Origin of the sequence: Pseudochelatococcus contaminans, from assembly GCF_014195635.1 — a bacterium.
Taxonomy (GTDB): Bacteria; Pseudomonadota; Alphaproteobacteria; order Rhizobiales; family Beijerinckiaceae; genus Pseudochelatococcus; species Pseudochelatococcus contaminans.
This window is the reverse complement of the sequence record NZ_JACICC010000001.1, coordinates 593,371-610,625: the sequence shown is the minus strand read 5'-3', so window position 1 is coordinate 610,625 and position 17,255 is coordinate 593,371. Positions and strand designations below refer to the sequence as shown.

Genomic DNA, 17,255 nt, shown 5'->3' with positions numbered 1-17,255 from the left:
GAGCAACCAACGTTCCTGAATAACCCTTGAGACGTGGTGATTCGCGGCAGGGCATGGGACTACGGTCCGTATGTCAGTAGTCCCACTCCATGCCGACACCGACCGAGCTTGAGCCATCCGCACCCGCTTCTCCCTGAAGTTTGATGTGGTCGGTTATGTTGACATCAACGGTGACGCGGCTGGAACCTGCGTTCGCACCCTGTTTCACGCCGAGATAGATGTTGTCGTTGATGCGCTTGCCGACCCCAACGTCGACATTGCCGGAATCATCGGTGCCCACATCGATCGAGTCGAGCCCGAGTGAGCGGCCTATTCCACCCAGGCCATCGCTTCCGCCAACCCCGGTCAACTGGGCAATAGCCTGAGCGAGGCGGATGGTCTGCGCCGTTGTCAAACGCGTCACGGGCTTGCCGAAGAGCAGGCGGGCGAATACCTCGTCGCGCGGTAGCTCGGGACTCGATGAAATCGACAGCTGCGGATTCGATGCATAACCGCTCACACCGATGCGCGCGGTGATATCGCCTGCAGGCGCCTCCGCCACGAAATCGAGGGTCGGGTCGAGGCTTCCGCCGGCGAACGACACTTCGCCGCGTGAGAAGGTCAGCGTGCGGCCGACTGCGGACAAGGTGCCTCGCCGCATCTGGAAGCCGCCATCGATGATTGGACTGTTGCTGTCGCCGCGTATGCGCAACATGCCTCCCAGCTCGGCATTGATGCCCTGCCCGCGCACGAAAACCCGTGTCGGAGCATTGATGGCAATATCCAGCGTTGCCGCGAACGGCTTGGAAGCAGCAGCTTGCGCTGCGGCCTGCGCCTCCTGCTCAAGCCGCGCGCGTACGCGCGGCGGCGGATGCACGTGCTGAACCGCAATGGGCGTGAGCGACAGCGGGAACCGGCTGGGAATCGTGATCTGGAGGTTCTGCACGTCGACTTGTCCCGACACCTGCGGCGACTGGGCCAACGCACCGCTGACGGCGATATTGAGATTGGCAACGAGGTTGACCATCTCGCTACCGACGAGCTGCGCACCCTGCGCCCGCAAGCTGATGTTGCCGGGGAAACCCGCAGCCGGATCGAGCGCCACGCGCCCGGACCCAGTAACCGCGCCGCCGTTGCGGGTGCGGGCGGATAGCGTCGTGATGGTCAGCTCACGATCGTTGCCGGTGACGACAAGCTGAATATTATCGAAGAACAGGCCTTGCACCGGATCCTCGAAACGTCCGTTAGCCAGACGCACGTTACCGCCGATAGAGGGAGCCGCCGTCGTACCGCCGATGCGCAGATCGACATTGGCCGTGCCCGTCAGCACCTGACCGCTGGCCGACAGCATGGCGTTGGCGATTCCAAGGTCAATCGGCCCGGTCACAGACAGATCGAGATTGCCGTCGCCGAGCGGGGCCGATCCCTGCACGCGCATGGTGAGATTATTCTGGCCGCGAATGGTGGCGTCGGTCGTGACACGGCCCTGCCCCAGCGCGCCGCTTGCGGCAATCGCCAGCGGCTGAAGACCCGCGTTGGCCATCGCCGGCAGACTGAGACCGGCAATGTTGAGCCTGTATCGCCCATCCGGGCTGGCAGCCGCGCCGGAGATGTTCGCCTCGCCGGACAGCGTACCGGCAAGGCCGAGCCCCGGTGCGGCAAGTTCCGCGATGGCCAGCGGGAAGTTCTGGATGGTCGCGGCCAGATCGAGCCGGCTGCCCGCCGCACCCGAGAGGCGTAGACGGCCCTGCCCGGAGCGCACCTCCAGATCGGACACGCGGACATCTCCGCCGGCAATGTCGATGCGCGCATTCGGCTGCACATCGATGTTCTGCCCGCCGCGAGACATACGCGCCTGATTGATGACGATGCTCGTCGCGTCGCCGAGCGTTACTCTGGCGGCTGCATTGACATCCGCGCCCTGCACGACACCGTTGAGGCGGATGTCGTTGGCCGTGCCGCTGCCCTGCGCGGTCACGGTGGCGCGCGCTATATCCACGCCGCTGGCGTTGACGTTTTCCACCTCGACGCGGGCATCAAGCACCGGCTGGCGCAGCAGATCACGACCCGTGGCATTGATTCGAGCCTGCCGAACGGATGCGCCGAAACCGGCAAACTGCTCAACCGTGCCCGCAACACGCGCACCCTGCCCGCCGCCCTCGGACGTCAGATCGGCCTGCAAATTGACACGCCCGGCAAGATCCGTGAGCAGAAGCGGCCCTAGATCGGCGAGATTGCCTGCAACGATGTTGACGCGCCCGCTGGCCAGTTGCGCCGCGTCCATAGCAACAGCGCCGGTGACGGACACAGATCCAAGTCCGATATTCAGGTCGCTGACCTGCACCGAACCGTCTTCACCCCGCGCGAAGCGACCCGTGCCGCGCGCGGGCTTGCCGTCCACCGACCCGCCGAGCGACAGGGAGCCGGTTTGTGCGCCAAGCAGGTTCTGCGCGTTGATATCGAGCTTGAGGCCCTCAACCGGACGCCCCATGGCCCGCGCCTTTGGGATGGAAACCGTTGCAATGCCATCGAGGTTTTCGAGGTTGCCGGTGAGCGCCAACGTCACGGCGCCCTCGCCTTGCAATCGCGGATCCAGTTTGGCGAGTTCAGGTAGTGCCAGCTTCGCATGCACATCGGCACGCTGCGGTGTCGCCGCGCCATCGGCGTTCAGGCTGACGTGCGCGCCCAGCACCTTGAAATCACGGAAGCCGAAACTGCCGTCTTCCGTACGGTTGACGCCGCCGGACAGAGAAACCTTGCCGCCCGTCAAATTATCAGCGACAGGCACGCCCGTCCGCAAATCCTGCACGACGCCATTCAGCGTGACGGTGAGGCGCGACATGTCGAACGCCACATCCACATCCGCATCGAGCTTCGCCGCACCGGCGATTTCGGGGCCGGCAAAGGCGCGCAGGGCTGCAAGGTTCGCGTGGTCCAACGCGATCTTGCCGATCACCTCGTCGGGATCGACAAGGCCGGTGAAGCGCAGCGACAGCGGTGCGAGCGCCAGATGCGCCTCATCAAATCGGGCGACCAGCGACGGTTCGAAGTTGCCGCGCGCCTTCAACGCAACCGAATCGCCAAGCGCCTGTGACAGCGCCGGGTCAGGCGTCGACACCCCGGCAATATTGCTGTCGAGCGTGAAATCGAAGCGCGTCGTTTCCTCGCGCACGTCGCCGTTGCTGCGTGCATCAAGCGCAATCCGGATATCGTCCGCGCCATAACCTTCCGCCGCCAGTTGGGCGGCAGATGCGGTTGCGGAAACCGTCAATGCCGACAACGAGCCGCCGACATCCGCCCGCAACGTCGCGCCGAACCACGATACCGGCACGGGCGACAGAGCCGTGAAAGCGGATGGCGCCCCCACGTTGACTGTGGCGGTGGCGGATACGTCTTCGGTCTCGGGAACGAAGCGGCCACTGGCCTCAACCTGCGCGGCGGCGGAGGTGAGACGCGCCTGCGTCACCTCGATCGGCCCGGCATCGTTGAAGCGGGCTGCGATGGCAACCTCGCTTTGCCCCGCCACCAGCGGTGCAATGGTATCAGGCAACAGAGCGGCGATATCGGCATTGACGGTTGCTGTGAGGACGCGCGCGGCATCCTGACGCTTCACTGTTATCACGCCGTTCGCGCCCGCCTTGCCCGCAAGATCGAGCACGAGCTGGCCCTTCCAGTCGTCGAGCGGCCCTGCGCCCTTGGCCGCGAACGCCAACGGCGGCAGATCCTCCACGCCGGCCAGACGCGAGACGATGCCGCCCGCCGGCTCCTGCGCCGTCACGTCGAGGGTGAGGATGTCGCCCTCCGGCGCGAATCCGAACCGGCTGACGATGCGCCCTTCCTGCCCGTCGATGCGATCGACGGTGAGATCGACATTCAGCCCCTGCCTGTAGTCCACGAGTTGCGCCGCCCCGGCGACACTCAAACTCGCCGCCTGTCCGAACAGCGCTTCGCCCAGCGCCACTTCGCCGACAGCGAGACGCTCCAGCGTGATGCCGAACGGCAGTTGCGGCAGGCCGCCACCGCTGGAAGCTTCCTCCGGCTCCGTTTTCGCGGCCGATACCGGCGCACGGGCGACGTTGACCTTATCGGCTTCCACCACCTCGATATCGAGCACGCCGCCGAACAGCGACAATGGCCGCCAGGCCAGCCGCGCCCGATCCACATCGAGCCACACACCTTGAGCGTCGCCGACACGCACGTCGCGCATCGTCATGTCGAACGGGACAGCGCCTTCCAGCCGCCCGATGGCAAGCGTGAGATCAGGGCTGTTCGCGACGCTCTCCACGATGCCGACCAGCGTGGCGCGGCCCGTATCCGTGCGCGTCAGGAAAAGGAAGCCACCCGCGAGCACGACAACGATAACGGCCAGCACCCGCAGCAGCATCCCGCCGATACCGATGCGCCCCCGTCTGCGCCTGTATCCGTTACGACCGATCAAAACGCTTGTCCCAGACTGATGTAAATTCCATAGGGCGGATCGCCCTTTTCACGGTTGAGGCCGCGTGCGACATCGAGCCGGATCGGGCCGATGCCGGTGTAGTAGCGCAAGCCCAGACCGGCCGAATACCGCAGTGATTCATCGAATTCCGGCGTGGATGAGGCGAAGGCCATACCGGCATCCGCGAAAGCCACCACGCCGATGGTATCGGTGATCTTGGCGCGCACCTCCGCCGAAGCCTCGAACAGGCTGCGGCCGCCGACCACGACGCCGGCGGAATCCTTCGGACCGAGGCTCTGGTAATCGTAGCCGCGCACGGAACCGCCGCCGCCGGCGAAGAAGCGGTGCGGCGGGGGAATATCGTCCATTCCCGCGCCGAAAATCGAGCCGACCCGTGTGCGCCCGGCCAGTACATAACGCGCATCGCTATCCAGCGGCAGATAGCCGGAGAGCGTCACATCCACCTTGGTCATGTCCACGGTGGAACCGAGGAAGGACGGATAAGGCGTCACCTTGGCCGCCACACGCACGCCGCGCGTCGGGTTGAGCTTGTCGCCGGTGTTGTCGTAATTAAGCTGCACCGGCACGCCCACGAGCGTATACCAGCCGCTGTTGGTATAACTCGTGTTGGTCGGCGCGGTATATTTGGCGCGCTCCAGATCCAGCCCGATCTGGCCCCACAGCTCGTCCGAGAAAGTCCGCTTCACGCCGATGGAGCCGATGAAGCCCTGCCGGGTATAGGTCTTCGCGATTTCGCGCAGCGCCGCCGCCTCGGCGATGAGATCGTCCTTGACGGTGAAAATGCCGGGCTTCAGGAAGGTAGCGCCGATCTTGTAGCCGAGCTTGTCGACGGTGCGCGCTCGCGAGCGGCCATTGATGGTGTCCACATCCGAGCCGGACACCTGCGCCTCAAACCGCAGACGCTCCGCCCCGCCGAACAGGTTACGGTGCCCCCAGTAGACGTTCGCCGCCGGGCCTTCGGTCGTGGAATACTTCGCGCCGAAGCCAACGAAGCGCGGCAAACGCTCGCTCACCTGAATCTCGATAGGCAGGGAGCCGTCCGGGTTGAGATGGTCGGCCTCCACGATGCGCACTGAATTGAATACGTCATAAGCGCTCAGTTCACGCCGCATGCGCGCGACCGCTTCCGGCGAGAACACCTCGCCCTCCTTGAAAGGAACACGTTCGGTGATGAAATCCGGGTTGAGCCTGTCCGTACCCGACACAGTGACCGGCCCGAACGTGGCCAGGCGGCCGGGATCGACGTAAAAGACGAGGTCCATCGTCCGCGTGGCGTGGTCGACCGTGGCCTGCCGCCCCGGCACGCGCGCCATTGCGTATCCCTGATTGCGGAACTGCCCGACGATGGCGCTTTCGGCGCTCAGCACGGTTGAACTCAGTGCCGGATCGCCTGCAACGAGGCCGATCTTCGCCCAATCCGGTGAGGGCAGCGGCCGGCGGGTGTTGGCGTCCACAAGCGCGAAGCGGCCAAAGACATAGCGCGGACCCGGCTTGACGATGACCGTGACCGGCACAGGGCCGGAACGGCGTGCGGCCTCGATACCAGCGGTGACGCGCGAACTATCCAACGGATCGCCGGCCAGCAGAATATCCACCCTGCCATCGTAATAGCCCAGCGCCTCAAGGCCGGAGATCAGCCGCGATTTATCGGCATTGGCGCGCGCCACGAGCCCGATCGCGCCCGAGGGCAACTGGCGGCGCAGACGCTCCAGGTCCGACACCTGTTCGAGCTGCGTGGCAGCGCTGTCATCGGGAATCTCGAACGTCACCGTGTATGGCACGCCATCCGGCACGGGAAAGGCTTCTTCCTCTTCGGCTTCAGGCTCCCGGCCGAGGATGCTGTCGTAAAGCCGCCCGAAGAACGACCGGCGCGGCGCTTCGCCTGTATCTTCCGTCGATGAAGGCTCCGGGGCAAGCAGTTGCGCTCCGGCAGTGCCCGCCGTCAGCGTGGTGGAGACGGCAAGCGCCAACCCGAACACCGCAAGGCGCGCACGCGGAAACGGCGCGCCCGGAAGCCCGGCAATCTGCCCCCTGTCGGCTGCAGTTCGGCCGGTCGGCGCGGCTGGCAGGATGGTCCGGTCTTCAAACACGCGCCTTCGGGCCTCCAATGCAACTGTTCAACGATATACCATCATGGCGCGAAAGATGCATTGCACCCGGCGCGATTTCAGAAACATGCCGCCCGTGCGCAACACTGGCTGCACGCTTGACCAATGAATCTGCTACCGTTTCCTGCGGTGAGCAGGCATTTGCCGCGGCAGAATCTGGCAAGTCGCGCGAGTAATGTAACCATCACCGCTTGGCTATTGGTTAACAGTGGCAGAAATTCGATATTCGCCACGCGGATGAAGCACATGCCCCCGGCCAGCAGCATAACCGTGGACCAGACCGGCGTTGCGCCGGATAATTCCGGCATCGACGGCGAGGTGTGCTATTCTGCGGCCCAAGCCATTTTTCCTTGATGACAGGCAACGCAATCATGAATCAGCGCCGGAAGGCAGGCAGGGAACACGCTCGCGGGCACGAGCTGGCCCGGCGACAGGCGACGGCGGGCACCGATTCTCCTGCCGGCATGCGCTTCGGACTGGCGCTGGGCGGCGGCGCGGCGCGGGGATGGTCACACATCGGCGTGCTGCGGGTGCTGCTGCGCGAAGGCCTGCGGCCATCCGTCATCGCTGGCTCGTCCATCGGCGCTGTCGTTGGCGGGTGCTATGCCGCGGGCAAGCTGGACGAGCTGGAGGAGTTTGCCCGCTCCCTCACCACCCGGCGCGTGGTCGGCCTGCTGGATTTTCACCTCAACGGCTCGGGGCTTCTCGCTGGCGATCGTTTGCAGAAGCTGCTGCTGGAGCATCTCGGCGAGCTTGGCATAGAGGATCTGCCCTTGCGCTTTGCCGCAGTGGCGACGGAGCTGGGTTCCGGCCACGAAATATGGATGACGCGCGGCCCGTTGGCGGAAGCGCTGCGGGCATCCTACGCACTGCCCGGTGTTTTCGACGCGGTTGCGCTTGACGGTCGCTGGCTGATGGATGGCGCACTCGTGAACCCGATACCCGTCAACGCCGCGCGCGTGCTCGGCGCGGAAGCGATCCTCGCCGTCAACCTCAACGGCCAGTTGCGGGGGCGCGCCGCCATCGCACATGCAGCCGGTTCAGACATCGACGACGAACCGGGGGACGGCACCGAAGAAGCCAACGACAATCTGTTGCGGCGGTTCTTCCAACCTCTTCAGAATGCAATTCCCGGCGGCCGAGGCCAATCTCAACGCCCGCGCCCGCCGGGCCTCGGCACCGTGCTGATGGACGTGCTCAACATCACGCAGGATCGCATCGCCCGCTCCCGCCTCGCGGGCGACCCGCCGGACGTGATGGTCACGCCCCGCCTGTCGGATGTCGGCCTGTTCGATTTCCACCGCGCGGCAGACATCATCGCGCTGGGCGAGAAGGCCATGGAACGCACCCTGCCGGATCTGCTGGAATACCTCACCGGCGACGATGGGAATTCAGTAGACTGATCCCCCGGAACCGCCCCTCCCCTCAGGCCGTCGCGATATATTCCCGCATGGCCTGATGCTCGGTCTCGAATTCCGCAAGACGCCATTTAACCACGTCGCCGATGGAAACGATCCCCGCCAGCTTACCGTCAGCGATCACGGGAACGTGACGGAAGCGGCCTTCCGTCATCATCGCCATGAGTTCGTCGATGGTGTCGTAGGGCGTGCAGGTCTTCACCCGCGATGTCATGATGCGTGAGACGGTGTTATCGAGCGCCCGCACGCCATCGCTGCCGAGCACGCGCACCACGTCGCGCTCCGACAGAATGCCGAGCACAGCCCCGTCCACGCCCGTCACGACCAGCGCGCCGACACCGCGCGTCGACAAAACATCAACGGCCTCATGCAAGCTGCGCTGGGGCGAAATCGTTATGACCGAGCGCCCTTTGGACGCAAGGATTGCGGCAACAGTCGTCATGTCAACCTCCCCTGTTCCTGTCGATGCATATGTCCGCCGGCATTCAGCCGCCCCGCGAACACGGCCCACCATGCGCCTCTATCGAGCGCTTGTCGGCGAACCCATCGAACGGCGTCATCCGGCGCTTGCCCTTGGGCAGATACAGCCTTCGTATGCCATCAGCCAAGGAGTGTGCCCCCGGCACCGCCGCTTGGCAAGGTCGAACATTTGACAAGTTCGAAAGACCACCTCCCGCATTTCCTCATAGAGAACGACGCATGACGGGATCAGGCATCAGGCGATCAGGCGCGCGGATGACGCGGCGCGCGCGGTATGGGATCGAGCGGCATGAACAGCACCAGTCCGGCCAGAAATCCGCCGATGTGCGCTTCCCACGCGATTTCTCCATCGGCCCCGAAGGCGCCGGAAGCGAAGCCCGCGATAAGGTTGATTACCAGCCATGCAATGATGAAGCCCAGCGCCTGCTTGTTCTCCAGCAGCCCGACGAGCGGCTGTGCCGGCGCATACAGGATGGAGGTAGAACGGCCGAACATGGCCATTTTTCCCGGCCCGAACACAAATCGCGCCGCTGCCGCCATCACGCCCGAAATGGCTCCGGAAGCGCCAACCATCGGTGTGACATCGAGCGGCCGCATCACCCAATAGAACAGCGATCCCGCCACCGCAGCCGCGATGAACAGCACCAGAAAACGTACCGTGCCGAAGCGGCGCGCGACCGGCGTGCCGAAAGCGAGCAGCCAGACCGCGTTGAAAGCCAGATGCATCCATGACCCGTGCAGCGCGGCGTAAGTCAGCACCGACCACGGTGCCGACCCTTCCGTCAGCACGAAGCGCGTCAACGCCATTTGCAGACCGCCGCCGTTGAACGCCGCCTCGAACAGACCCTGCGCCAGCGACGGATCGAACCACAGCGACAGCCGGGCCGGAATGAAAGCCAGCATCAGCATGGCGTAGGAATCGTCTTCCGCCGGCAGCATCATGCGCACGGCATGAATGACGCAGAGCACCGCAATGATCCCCAGCACGACACCGGGAACATTGAAGGCCGGTTCGCGAAACGCGGGCCTGCGATAAGGCGGCTGGCGAAATGCCGGATCTGACGGGGAATGACCGTTGCGGCCCTCGGCATTGAAATCGTCGGACAAGCGATAATCCCTGCTGCAAGAATTGAACTGGCACCATATCGACCGGAATTCGGGCCGCACGATAGCACGATGCCTGGCGCTCGCCACCACCCGCGCCGCATCCGCAAACAAACCGCCTGTGTACGGCTTGCACAAGGCGTTGCATCCTGCCCGCCCGGCGGCTGCAACGCTGGCGCAACATCGTATAACGATAGTGTGGAGGGATTCGCCGGCGCCGTTTTGCGGCTGCTTGCCTCTTGACAGTTGCCGGCGCACCTGCATGTTTCCTGTCCGTTCGCTTCGTGCCGGTGCATTCGTGCATGCGCCGGGATCGTCGCGGCGGACGTAAGGCGGCAGGAGCGTAAATCGACGGATGGGAACTCGGGCAGGCAAGATGACGAACGGCAGCGATCTTTTCGGCGCACCGGAGGGTGATGACGCAGCCTCTCCGGCTGCCCCCACGGCGGCCAAGCCAGCCCCGGCGCGTCCGGCACAGGCAGCGAAAGCGGCTGCTGCCGTCAAGCGTGAAGCCGCGCCGCTACCCCCGGCTGCCGAAGGCGGTTACGATGCTTCCTCCATCGAAGTGCTGGAAGGGCTTGAGCCGGTTCGCCGGCGTCCGGGCATGTACATCGGCGGCACGGACGAGAAGGCGCTGCACCATCTCTTCGCCGAAGTGATCGACAACGCCATGGACGAGGCCGTCGCCGGCCACGCGACGTTTATCGAAGTCGAGCTTTTCGCCGATGGATTTCTGGCCGTCACCGACAACGGCCGCGGCATTCCAGTGGATCCGCACCCCAAGTTTCCCGACAAGTCGGCGCTGGAGGTGATCCTCACCACCCTGCATGCCGGCGGCAAGTTCGATTCCAAGGTGTACGAAACATCCGGCGGCCTGCACGGCGTCGGCGTGTCTGTCGTCAACGCACTGTCGGAGAAGCTTGAAGTCGAGGTGGCGCGCGGCCAGACGCTCTACCGGCAGGATTTTTCGCGCGGGCTGCCGCTTGGTCCCCTCGCCACCGTGGGACGGGTCAACAATCGCCGCGGTACACGCGTGCGTTTCAGGCCAGACCATGAGATCTTCGGGCCGGATACGCGATTCGATCCGGCACGGCTTTTCCGCATGGCACGTTCGAAGGCGTTCCTGTTCGCCGGCGTCGAAATCCGCTGGCGTTGCGCGCCGGAGTTGTTGCCGCCCAGCAGCAAGGTTCCGACTGAGGCGACCTTCCGTTTTCCCGGCGGCCTGAGAGATTATCTGGCGCAGGACATCGAAGGCCGCGAGCTTGTCGTCGACACGATTTTCTCGGGCAGGATCGACAAATCCGCCGCCAACGGCAAAACCTCCGGGCCCACCGGTGCGCATGGTTCACTGGAATGGGCGATCGCCTGGTACACGCAGGACGACGGCCACGTCGCGTCCTATTGCAACACCATTCCGACGCCGGAAGGCGGCACGCATGAACAGGGCCTGCGCACGGCTTTGCTGCGCGGCCTGCGCGATCATGCCGAACGCGTCAACCAGAGCAAGCGAGCAGCGCAGATCACCGCCGACGACATCATGGTGTCGTGCGCGGCGATGCTGTCCGTGTTCATCCGTGAGCCGGAGTTTCAGGGCCAGACAAAGGATCGGTTGGCGACCACGGAGGCCGCGCGCATCGTGGAGAGCGCCGTGCGCGACGCGTTCGATCACTGGCTCGCCGCCGCGCCGCAGCAGGCATCACGCTTGCTCGACTGGACGGTGGAGCGCGCCGAGGAGCGGCTGCGCCGCCGCGCCGAAAAAGAGGTCGCCCGCAAAACGGCCACCCGCCGCCTGCGTCTGCCAGGCAAGCTCGCCGATTGCACGCGCGCAGGCGCGGAAGGGTCGGAGCTTTTTCTGGTCGAGGGCGATTCGGCAGGCGGCTCGGCCAAGCAGGCGCGCGACCGCGCCACGCAGGCCATTCTGCCGCTGCGCGGCAAGATCCTGAACGTGGCCTCGGCCGGCAGGGACAAACTCATCCAGAATCAGCAGATTTCGGATCTGATGCTGGCGCTTGGCTGCGGGTCCGGCTCGGCTTATCGCGAGGCAGACCTGCGCTATGACAAGGTCATCATCATGACCGACGCCGATGTCGACGGTGCGCATATCGCATCGCTTCTCATCACTTTCTTCTGGCAGCAGACACCGCGTCTGATCGACGGCCAGCACCTCTATCTGGCCGTGCCGCCCCTGTTCCGCCTGACGCATGGCGGCAAAACGGTTTACGCAAAAGACGAGGCGCACCGTCAGGAACTCATGCGCACGACCTTCAAGGGAAAAAAGGTGGAGATCGGCCGCTTCAAGGGTCTTGGCGAGATGCTGCCGGCCCAGTTGAAGGAAACGACAATGGACCCGCGCCGCCGCACTCTTCTGCGCGTCGTTGTGGATCAGGACTCGCGGCCAGCCACCGGCGAGGCCGTCGACAGGCTGATGGGCAACAAGCCGGAAGCACGTTTCTCCTTCATTCAGGAGCGCGCGGCCTTCGCGACGGATCTTGATATCTGACACCGCCCAACACATTGCTAGCAGCGGAAAAGCTACGAGGTCCGTAATATTCAGCCGCAACTCACAAAGTTTTAACACTTGCGATGAACAGTGACGCTTGCGGAACACATTAAGAACGTATATGGTGTTCGCGTTTCGTTTCGTTGACGGTCATTTGACAGAATGGCGCGACGATAGAGGGGGAGGACGCGTAAACCATGCTGACACGCAAACAACACGATCTGCTTCGGTTTATCCATGAACGGATGCGCGAATCCGGAGTTCCCCCTTCGTTCGACGAGATGAAAGACGCGCTGAACCTGCGCTCTAAATCCGGCATCCACAGACTCATCATGGCGCTTGAGGAACGCGGCTTCATCCGCCGTTTGCCCAACCGCGCCCGCGCTATCGAGGTGATCCGCCTGCCGGAAGTGCCCGCCGCTCCCGTTCCGCGCGGACGCTTCAATCCCAGCGTGGTGGAAGGTGGCCTTGGCCGCGCGCCAGCCCCCATCCGCACCAGCCTGGAAAAGACGGTGCAGGAGGTGGATTCTCTCGTATCCACAACGGGGCACCCCGTACCGATCATGGGCCGGATCGCAGCGGGAACGCCGATCAGCGCCATACAAAACCCCAGCCATTCGCTTGCCCTGCCGCCTGAACTGCTATCCTCCGGCGAACATTTCGCGCTTGAGGTCCGCGGCGACTCGATGATCGAAGCTGGCATTCTGGATGGCGACACCGTTATTCTCCGCCGGCAGGACAATGCCGACACCGGGGACATCATCGTCGCCCTCATCGACGATGAAGAAGCCACGTTGAAGCGCCTGCGCAAGCGTGGGTCGTCGATTGCGCTGGAAGCAGCCAATCCGGCATATGAAACGCGCGTGCTCGGGCCTGACAGGGTGCGAATTCAAGGCAAGCTCATCAGTCTCGTGCGCCGTTACTAAAAGAGCCGCGTTTTTTTAAGATCGCCACTGCCTTGGTGTTGCAATCAAGGCGGTGATAGGCGTCGCCACGGACGATCTATTTTTGCATTCGTGGATACGCGATGCATCTTTCCGTTTTCCTGACTTCGTAGAATAACTGCCTGCGCACCGTGATGCTTCAAACTGGCGGCATCGATAATAAAGGATGCTGGGCAGTTTTCTGGTGCCGGCCAGCGGGTAATGATGATGGAAGCGCGTCGGCAATCATCGTATGGCGCGCGTTCGTCGAGCGCGAAAGCAGCAATGCGGCCGTTCGGAAGGCGTGTGACGCATCCAATCCGGTCGCAGAGAACGCCTTCTCGAAGCGAGGGATCGTCCGCACGGCGCGAGTCACCATCGGATCGCAGCCACTGCTGGACCGTAAAGGACGAAGGCCGGCCGAGAATGATGTAGCCTCCGCTCGCTCCACGCACCGCTGCTCCTCTCCCTTCGCGGTCCACGAGTATATCGGGACGTTCGGGAATAGCGGCCATGACAATCCCTGCGATAGCGGGAGCAAGGCCAAGCCATCGTAGCGGTGTGGTCCACAAACAGGCCCATAACAGCGCTATCGTGAGCAATAGCAGAACGCCCGGACCAAACGAAGGAACGACCACAATCGCACCGGCAAAACCTTCAATAACGCGCGAGCCGGCGAGCACCGGAACTGCCGCCAACCCGGCCAGATTCCAGAAGATGCCATCGAGACCGAACGGGTATAGCAGCACACCGATGAACGCCAGCGGCATGACAAGCAGTTCAACCATGGGCAGACCGAACGCGTTGCCGACAATGCCCCACGGGTTGAAGGTCTGAAAATGATACGTGCTGAAAGGCCCGGTCGCCAGCATCGCCACAACGGTCGTCATGATGCCTGCCATTATGAACCGACGGAGTCGCCCTCCCGGTACAGCGGAGTCCAACAAGCGCAAACCGCTTTCTTCCTGAAGCACAACAACCGGCTGTGGCCCGGTATTGTCCCTCCACCGTTCGAACAAGGCGATAAGTGCCGCCACGCCGGCGAAGGACATCTGGAAACTTGGACCCAACACCGCTTCCGGCTGCAAGGTGAGGCAGACAAAAGCAGCAAGCGCCAGATTGCGCATGGACAGCGCCGGGCGATCCGCAAGAACCGCACCCATGACAATCAGCGTCACCACCAGCGCCCGCATTGTGTCGATCCCAGCGCCGGAGAAGATGCAATACGCACCTGCGCCGATTATTCCGGCGATAGCTGCCATTTTGCGGACAGGCCAGCGCAGGGCCAATATCGGGAACAGCGCCAGAAAAGCCCGGACGAGAAAAAAGATCGTGCCGGCAACCAGCGTCATATGAAATCCGCCGATGGATACGACGTGGTAGATGCCGGCCGCACGCAGCGACTCGTTGGTTTCGTCCGTCAACATGCCACGCTTGCCGGTGACCAGCGCCGCAACAAAGGCAGCCTCCTGTTGGCGCTCAAGGCCCTCGCTACCTCCAGCGTCGATGATGCGACGTGTCAATGCATTGCGATGACCGTCAATCCAGGCCATGAGCCTGTCTTGTCGCGATCGTTCAGGCGCAGGATCTTTCACGACAATCTCGCCGATGACAGAGCCAACTGCCCCGATGCCGCCAAAGAAAGCATCCCGTGCGAAATCGTAGCCACCGGGGCGCGCCGGTTCTGGCGGCGGAACCAGCCGCGCCGTGGCCTCTATCATGGTGCCGGGGTCAATTCGGGTTCCGCGCCGGAACGTCACGCGGATACGGCGTGGGGTTTCATCCGCAGTGAGGGAACCGATGCTGTCCACATCGACAACAGCACGCGGCCCCTGCGGTCTTTCTTCGACGGAGCGGACGAACCCGCTGATCGGCGCTATCACCATGCGCTGCAACGCCGGTTGCATGACATGATGCGTGCGCAAACTCGCCACGGTAAATCCGACGAACAGCAGGAGCGGAATCATGGCAATGATCTTGCCCCGGCCGGGCAGCACAACTGCCAGAGCAGCCAGTACGATCGCAGCCAGTGGTCCAGACCATATGGCTGGCTCATGATCCGCGATAAAATACAACACGACGCCAGCGCCATAAGCCACCGGCAGCCACAGGAAAAACCGGCGTCGACCGGCTTCGAGCATCAGCCATTTCTCAACACGATCACGCCATTGCCCAGCATGATGCTCCGCAGCAAATACCGCCTGACGCACGCGGCCAGAGCGTGCAGCGGACAGCGCCGTATCCTTCCCGCGTATGAGGCTCACCTTGCGACACAACCTCCAGGCGCCTGAATCCGGCCCTGTTGATCGCCGGCAATCTTGCGCATGCTCCCTACCCCGCCCCATCAACTCATGTTAAGGATTGACCTTCGTCGCCGTCTGGCGATTATCGCCTTTCCGGCAATGAAGCCAAGCTCGATATGACATTTGCGTCATAATAGCGGCATATTTGTCGTGTCGCGCTATTTTCCTTCAACGTTTCTGGACCAGTCGTTGCAATGACCTCACCTGTCGTCACGCGTTTTGCCCCGTCGCCCACTGGCTTCCTGCACATCGGAGGCGCGCGCACCGCGCTTTTCAACTGGCTTTACGCCAGGCGGCATAATGGAAAAATGCTTCTCCGCATCGAGGATACGGACCGCGAGCGTTCAACGGAGGCCGCGGTCGAGGCCATTTTCGACGGCCTGCGCTGGCTCGGCCTCGATTGGGATGGAGATGCCACACGCCAGTTTGCCCGGGCGGAGCGTCATGCTGAAGTGGCGCATACGCTGCTGGCTCAGGGGCGCGCATATCATTGCTATGCGACGCCCGAGGAGCTTGAGACGATGCGCGAGCAGGCCCGCGCCGAAGGACGCCCGATGCGCTACGACGGACGCTGGCGCGACCGCGACCCATCCGAAGCGCCCGCCGGTGTCAGGCCGGTCGTTCGCCTCAAGGCCCCTCAGGAGGGCGAGACGGTGATCGATGACGAAGTTCAGGGCCGGGTAACATGGCGCAACGAGAATCTCGATGATCTGGTGCTTCTGCGCTCGGACGGCACGCCAACATACATGCTCGCGGTCGTGGTGGATGATCACGATATGGGTGTTACGCACGTCATTCGTGGTGACGATCACCTGACCAACGCAGCGCGGCAGAAACACATTTATGAGGCGCTGGGCTGGGAGGTGCCGGTCATGGCCCACATCCCCCTGATTCATGGGCCGGACGGGGCCAAGTTGTCCAAGCGTCATGGCGCGCTCGGCGTCGATGCCTATCGCTCGCTGGGGTATCTGCCTGAGGCGCTGCGCAACTATCTGGTGCGTTTGGGGTGGGCTCATGGCGATCAGGAGATCTTTTCCACAGAGGAAATGATCGCAGCCTTTAGCCTTTCGTCTATTGGCCGCTCGCCGGCGCGATTCGACTTTGCCAAGCTTGAGAATCTCAACGGGCACTATATGCGCGCAGCACCTGATGCCGATCTGGTGGCCGCTGTTGAGGCAATCCTTCCCGAAATTGGGCCTGCGCGCGGGCTTCCCGACAAGCTGAATGAGAAGACGCGAGAGCAACTTACGGCTGCGATGCCGGGTTTGAAAGAGCGTGCCAAAACGCTCGTCGAACTGGTTGAGAGCGCTTACTTCATTTTTGGCCAGCGGCCGCTTGCGCTGGATGAAAAAGCCCTGTCCCTGCTGGGTAATGGCGGACGGGAGCGACTGCGGATCGTCGCTGACAAACTGGCAGCCCTCACGGAATGGTCGGCGCAAACGACAGAGGCCGCTGTGCGCGAGGCGGCCGTGGAAGCAGAGGTCAAGCTGGGCCAGGTTGCTCAGCCGCTACGGGCGGCCCTCACCGGCCGGGCGACATCCCCGGGGCTCTTTGACGTCCTTGCCGTGCTCGGACGTGAAGAGAGCCTTGCCAGACTTAACGATCAGACCACCGGCGCGTGACGCGCAGCAGCAACCGGGACAGCGCAAAATCGGCCGGAAGGGGGCAAATTCCGGCCGGTAGTTTCAAATATCAGCTTTTGAAACCCGGCATTTGAAGCCTTGTCTTTGCAACAAATTGAGCCCGACAAAGTGATAGCATATCGGGCTCATCGCACTCAGCCTTCGCTCATAAGGCTTTTATATCAACTTATTACCGGATGCCGTGAATTCTTGCATCAAGACGATGCCATAAATCGCTGTGTGTCGGCAACGCGTATGATGACTTCGGCTCCGATGCCGCCCTCTCGGAATGCTTGAACGTCAGCCGCGAATGCGCTAGGCAATCAGCCGTCTTACCTCGGATCGGAACGAAAACCACA

Annotated in this window: 10 protein-coding genes; 5 read left to right on the top strand and 5 right to left on the bottom strand. The window is 63.2% G+C overall.

Annotated features, from left to right (window positions below):
* Positions 1–73 precede the first annotated feature (73 nt).
* Together FHS81_RS02585 and FHS81_RS19240 are read right to left on the bottom strand one after the other, a co-directional pair.
* Entirely contained in the window at positions 74–4,417 is a 4,344-nt protein-coding gene (locus FHS81_RS02585) for a translocation/assembly module TamB domain-containing protein (protein ID WP_183750447.1), read from the bottom strand.
* Entirely contained in the window at positions 4,414–6,528 is a 2,115-nt protein-coding gene (locus FHS81_RS19240) for a BamA/TamA family outer membrane protein (protein ID WP_183750446.1), read from the bottom strand. Before FHS81_RS19240 ends, FHS81_RS02585 begins: the two co-directional genes overlap by 4 nt.
* A gap of 123 nt (positions 6,529–6,651) precedes the next feature.
* On the opposite strand from FHS81_RS19240, the gene FHS81_RS02575 reads away from it, so the two are divergent.
* Positions 6,652–6,900, top strand: coding sequence for a hypothetical protein (locus FHS81_RS02575; RefSeq protein ID WP_183750445.1), 249 nt, complete (start codon positions 6,652–6,654; stop codon positions 6,898–6,900).
* 17 nt (positions 6,901–6,917) lie between these two features.
* The gene (locus FHS81_RS02570) at positions 6,918–7,949 is read left to right on the top strand and encodes a patatin-like phospholipase family protein (protein ID WP_183750444.1); all 1,032 of its coding nucleotides are present in this window, start codon (positions 6,918–6,920) and stop codon (positions 7,947–7,949) included.
* Positions 7,950–7,971: 22 nt separating this feature from the next.
* Here the strand turns inward: FHS81_RS02570 and FHS81_RS02565 are convergent, their stop codons facing one another.
* Both FHS81_RS02565 and FHS81_RS02560 read right to left on the bottom strand, forming a co-directional pair.
* A complete protein-coding gene (locus tag FHS81_RS02565; RefSeq protein ID WP_183750443.1) occupies positions 7,972–8,406 on the bottom strand; it encodes a CBS domain-containing protein in 435 nt (144 codons plus the stop codon).
* Positions 8,407–8,687: 281 nt separating this feature from the next.
* Positions 8,688–9,551: a rhomboid family intramembrane serine protease gene (locus FHS81_RS02560; protein ID WP_183750442.1), complete on the bottom strand. Its 864-nt coding sequence runs from the start codon at positions 9,549–9,551 to the stop codon at positions 8,688–8,690.
* A 373-nt stretch (positions 9,552–9,924) separates the two neighbouring features.
* Between FHS81_RS02560 and parE the strand changes: the two genes are divergently transcribed.
* Both parE and lexA read left to right on the top strand, forming a co-directional pair.
* Positions 9,925–12,048 (top strand): DNA topoisomerase IV subunit B, encoded by a 2,124-nt coding sequence (gene parE / locus FHS81_RS02555; protein WP_183750766.1) that lies wholly within the window; start codon positions 9,925–9,927, stop codon positions 12,046–12,048.
* Positions 12,049–12,245: 197 nt separating this feature from the next.
* Positions 12,246–12,974: a transcriptional repressor LexA gene (gene lexA / locus FHS81_RS02550; RefSeq protein WP_183750441.1), complete on the top strand. Its 729-nt coding sequence runs from the start codon at positions 12,246–12,248 to the stop codon at positions 12,972–12,974.
* Between the two features lie 44 nt (positions 12,975–13,018).
* On the opposite strand, the gene FHS81_RS02545 is transcribed toward lexA, so the two are convergent.
* The gene (locus tag FHS81_RS02545; RefSeq protein WP_183750440.1) at positions 13,019–15,235 is read right to left on the bottom strand and encodes a ComEC/Rec2 family competence protein; all 2,217 of its coding nucleotides are present in this window, start codon (positions 15,233–15,235) and stop codon (positions 13,019–13,021) included.
* Between the two features lie 233 nt (positions 15,236–15,468).
* Between FHS81_RS02545 and gltX the strand changes: the two genes are divergently transcribed.
* Positions 15,469–16,896 carry a glutamate--tRNA ligase gene (gltX, locus tag FHS81_RS02540; RefSeq protein ID WP_183750439.1) on the top strand — a complete coding sequence of 476 codons (1,428 nt, stop codon included), beginning with the start codon at positions 15,469–15,471 and terminating at the stop codon, positions 16,894–16,896.
* Positions 16,897–17,255: the final 359 nt, after the last annotated feature.

Excerpts from the sequence above, each read along its gene's own strand:
- FHS81_RS02575 (WP_183750445.1), top strand. The coding sequence starts at position 6,652 with ATGAATCTGCTACCGTTTCCTGCGGTGAGCAGGCATTTGCCGCGGCAG.
- FHS81_RS02570 (WP_183750444.1), top strand. The coding sequence starts at position 6,918 with ATGAATCAGCGCCGGAAGGCAGGCAGGGAACACGCTCGCGGGCACGAG.
- FHS81_RS02565 (WP_183750443.1), bottom strand. The coding sequence starts at position 8,406 with ATGACGACTGTTGCCGCAATCCTTGCGTCCAAAGGGCGCTCGGTCATA.
- parE (WP_183750766.1), top strand. The coding sequence starts at position 9,925 with ATGACGAACGGCAGCGATCTTTTCGGCGCACCGGAGGGTGATGACGCA.
- lexA (WP_183750441.1), top strand. The coding sequence starts at position 12,246 with ATGCTGACACGCAAACAACACGATCTGCTTCGGTTTATCCATGAACGG.
- gltX (WP_183750439.1), top strand. The coding sequence starts at position 15,469 with ATGACCTCACCTGTCGTCACGCGTTTTGCCCCGTCGCCCACTGGCTTC.